At 56.7% G+C, this 210-nt stretch carries 2 tRNA genes; both read left to right on the forward strand.

The window, feature by feature from the left end:
* The first annotated feature begins 26 nt into the window (after nt 1-26).
* A tRNA-Pro gene (locus tag B5P42_RS31435) sits at nt 27-100 on the forward strand.
* Nucleotides 101-109: 9 nt separating this feature from the next.
* A tRNA-Ala gene (locus B5P42_RS31440) sits at nt 110-185 on the forward strand.
* Nucleotides 186-210 lie beyond the last annotated feature (25 nt).

A 210-nucleotide genomic window follows, 5' to 3' on the forward strand; every position in this document is an offset into this window, starting at 1 on the left:
CGACTCCTCTCGGGCGCGTTTTCTTTCGGGAAGTGGCTCAGCTTGGTAGAGCACCTGGTTTGGGACCAGGGGGTCGCAGGTTCAAATCCTGTCTTCCCGATACTTGTTTGGGGCCTTAGCTCAGCTGGGAGAGCGCCTGCCTTGCACGCAGGAGGTCAGCGGTTCGATCCCGCTAGGCTCCACCAAAAAAGTTCTTTGAAAACTGAACGA

The sequence above is a fragment of the Bacillus sp. SRB_331 genome, from assembly GCF_003264175.1.
Classification (GTDB): domain Bacteria; phylum Bacillota; class Bacilli; order Bacillales; family Bacillaceae_G; genus Bacillus_A; species Bacillus_A mycoides.